Below are 3,227 nucleotides of genomic sequence, written 5' to 3'. Positions count from 1 at the left end.
GCAGACCTTGCAGCGACCTACTCTCCCAAGCCTTGAGACTTAGTACCATTGGCGCAGAGGAATTTGACGGTCGAGTTCGGGATGGGATCGGGTCCTGGGCTCCTCGCAAGAACCACAAGGTCAGCGAAAAACATACGGTGTGAATTCTGGTTTTTGTTCTGTATGGCCAAGTCCTCTCCCATGCAAGGAGGCTTGGCTGGTGTATTATTCTAACCGATCATTTCACAGTCTATGCGGACATAGATTAATGAGAACGATCAAGCCAATCGAGCTATTAGTACCGGTAAGCTTCACACATTGCTGCGCTTCCACACCCGGCCTATCGACGTGGTGGTCTTCCACGGCTCTCAAGGGAATACTAGTTTTGAAGGAGGCTTCCTGCTTAGATGCTTTCAGCAGTTATCCCGTCCGAACTTAGCTACCCTGCAATGCGGCTGGCGCCACAACAGGTCCACCAGAGGTTCGTCCAACCCGGTCCTCTCGTACTAGGGTCAGCTCTTCTCAATATTCCTACACCCACGGCAGATAGGGACCGAACTGTCTCACGACGTTCTAAACCCAGCTCACGTACCACTTTAAATGGCGAACAGCCATACCCTTGGGACCTGCTCCAGCCCCAGGATGTGATGAGCCGACATCGAGGTGCCAAACAATGCCGTCGATATGGACTCTTGGGCATTATCAGCCTGTTATCCCCAGCGTACCTTTTATTCGTTGAGCGATGGCCCTTCCACGCGGGACCACCGGATCACTATGACCGACTTTCGTCTCTGCTCGACTTGTCAGTCTCGCAGTCAGGCAGGCTTATGCCATTGCACTCGAGGAACGATTTCCGACCGTTCTGAGCCTACCATCGCGCGCCTCCGTTACTCTTTGGGAGGCGACCGCCCCAGTCAAACTACCCACCATACGCTGTCCCGGACACTGTTATGCCGCGGTTAGACATCTATGACGATAAGGGTGGTATCTCATCTTGCGGCTCCACAGAAACTAGCGTCCCTGCTTCAAAGCCTACCACCTATCCTGCACATGCCGACACAAATGCCAGCGTAAAGCTATAGTAAAGGTGCATGGGGTCTTTCCGTCTGACCGCAGGAACCCCGCATCTTCACGGGGAATTCAATTTCGCTGAGTCTATACTGGAGACAGTGGGGAAGTCGTTACGCCATTCGTGCAGGTCGGAACTTACCCGACAAGGAATTTCGCTACCTTAGGACCGTTATAGTTACGGCCGCCGTTTACCGGGGCTTCATTTCAGGGCGTTAACCCCTCCATTTAACCTTCCGGCACCGGGCAGGCGTCAGACCCTATACGTCGTTTTGCAACTTCGCAGAGCCCTGTGTTTTTAGTAAACAGTCGCCACCCCCTCTTTTGTGCCACTCCTACAAGGTTGCCCTCGTAGAAGTCATGCTTATCCCGAAGTTACGCATGCAATTTGCCGAGTTCCTTCAGTATAGTTCTCTCAAGCGCCTTGGTATACTCTACCAGTCCACCTGTGTCGGTTTAGGGTACGGTCAATGTCGATGGAGCTATTTCCTGGAACCGGCTCATCGCACCCCCAATCCAATAAGGGGATACGAACCTGCGCGATCCGTCACTACCATCTGGTTCACGAATATTAACGTGATTCCCATCGGCTACGCATTTCTGCCTCACCTTAGGGGCCGACTAACCCTGCGCTGATTAGCATTGCGCAGGAACCCTTGGACTTTCGGCGAAAGTGTCTCTCACACTTTTTGTCGCTACTCATGTCATCATTCGCACTTCCGATACCTCCACGGCCCCTCACAGGTACCGCTTCGCAGGCTTACGGAACGCTCCGCTACCGCTTACTCGTAAACGAGTAAACCCTAAGCTTCGGTGGATAGTTTTAGACCCGTTACATCTTCGCCGCAGGAACGCTTGACCAGTGAGCTGTTACGCTATCTTTAAAGGATGGCTGCTTCTAAGCCAACCTCCTGGTTGTCTAAGCATTCCCACATGCTTTCCCACTTAACTATCACTTGGGGACCTTAGCTGTAGGTTAGGGCTGTTTCCCTTTTGACGACGGACCTTAGCACCCGCCGTCTGTCTCCCGGATATTACTTGTGGGTATTCGGAGTTTGGTTAGGTTTGGTAAGTCGGTGAGACCCCCTAGCCCATCCAGTGCTCTACCCCCCACAGTATTCGTCCGAGGCGATACCTAAATATCTTTCGCGGAGAACCAGCTATTTCCGAGTTTGATTGGCCTTTCACCCCTAGGAACAAGTCATCCCCGCAATTTTCAACTTACGTGGGTTCGGCCCTCCAGTAAGTGTTACCTTACCTTCAGCCTGCTCATACCTAGATCACTCGGTTTCGGGTCTAATCCAACTAACTTAACGCCCTATTCAGACTCGCTTTCGCTGCGCCTACACCTAACGGCTTAAGCTTGCTAGTTAGACTAAGTCGATGACCCATTATACAAGAGGTACGCAGTCACCCTTGCGGGCTCCTACTGTTTGTATGCATCCAGTTTCAGGAACTATTTCACTCCCCTCGTCGGGGTGCTTTTCACCTTTCCCTCACGGTACTTGTTCGCTATCGGTCGTGCACGAGTACTTAGGCTTGGATAGTGGTCTACCCATGTTCAGACAGAATTTCACGTGTTCCGCCTTACTCGAGGACCTCAATGCTTTCTACCGGTACGGGGCTATCACCCACTATGGCTGGAATTTCCATTCCATTCCCGTTCTTACAAAGAGGCCACTGGCCTGGTCCGCGTTCGCTCGCCACTACTAACGGAGTCTCGGTTGATGTCCTTTCCTCTGGGTACTTAGATGTTTCAGTTCCCCAGGTTAGCTCCCTTGCGGGTGACCTAAATGGTCGGGTTTCCCCATTCGGAAATCATCGGATCAAAGCTTATTCGCAGCTCCCCGACGCTTATCGCAGCGTATTACGTCCTTCATCGCCTGTGCACGCCAAGGCATCCACTGAATGCACTTAAGACGCTTGATCGTTCTCATTATCAATGCCCGCAACATCAACGACGCCAGCCCCTCTTGAAGGCCAACGTCTCAGTCGTCGGGATTGTGAAATGCCAGCGCAATCTCTGCGCCAGCTGCCGACGCATAAAGCGTCAGCGTTTTGATCGGTCAGATCAAATTAACCAGAATTCACGTGCTTCTCTTGTTCCTCCCCGGGGTGCGGGTCAAACGGGACAAAAGAGCATCTCTTTACAATGTCGAAAGATCCGCCAATCCAGCCTT

2 rRNA genes are annotated in these 3,227 nt (G+C 52.2%); both read right to left on the bottom strand.

From position 1 onward, the window contains the following. Nucleotides 1–4: 4 nt before the first annotated feature. Nucleotides 5–120: ribosomal RNA gene (gene rrf, locus BUA69_RS20515) — 5S ribosomal RNA — on the bottom strand. Between the two features lie 133 nt (nucleotides 121–253). Then, a 23S ribosomal RNA gene (locus BUA69_RS20510) occupies nucleotides 254–2,976 on the bottom strand. Nucleotides 2,977–3,227 lie beyond the last annotated feature (251 nt).

Source organism: Devosia limi DSM 17137 (genome assembly GCF_900128975.1).
Taxonomy (GTDB): domain Bacteria; phylum Pseudomonadota; class Alphaproteobacteria; order Rhizobiales; family Devosiaceae; genus Devosia; species Devosia limi.
Note: the sequence above shows the minus strand (reverse complement) of the source record. Positions and strands in the feature narration are given on the sequence as shown.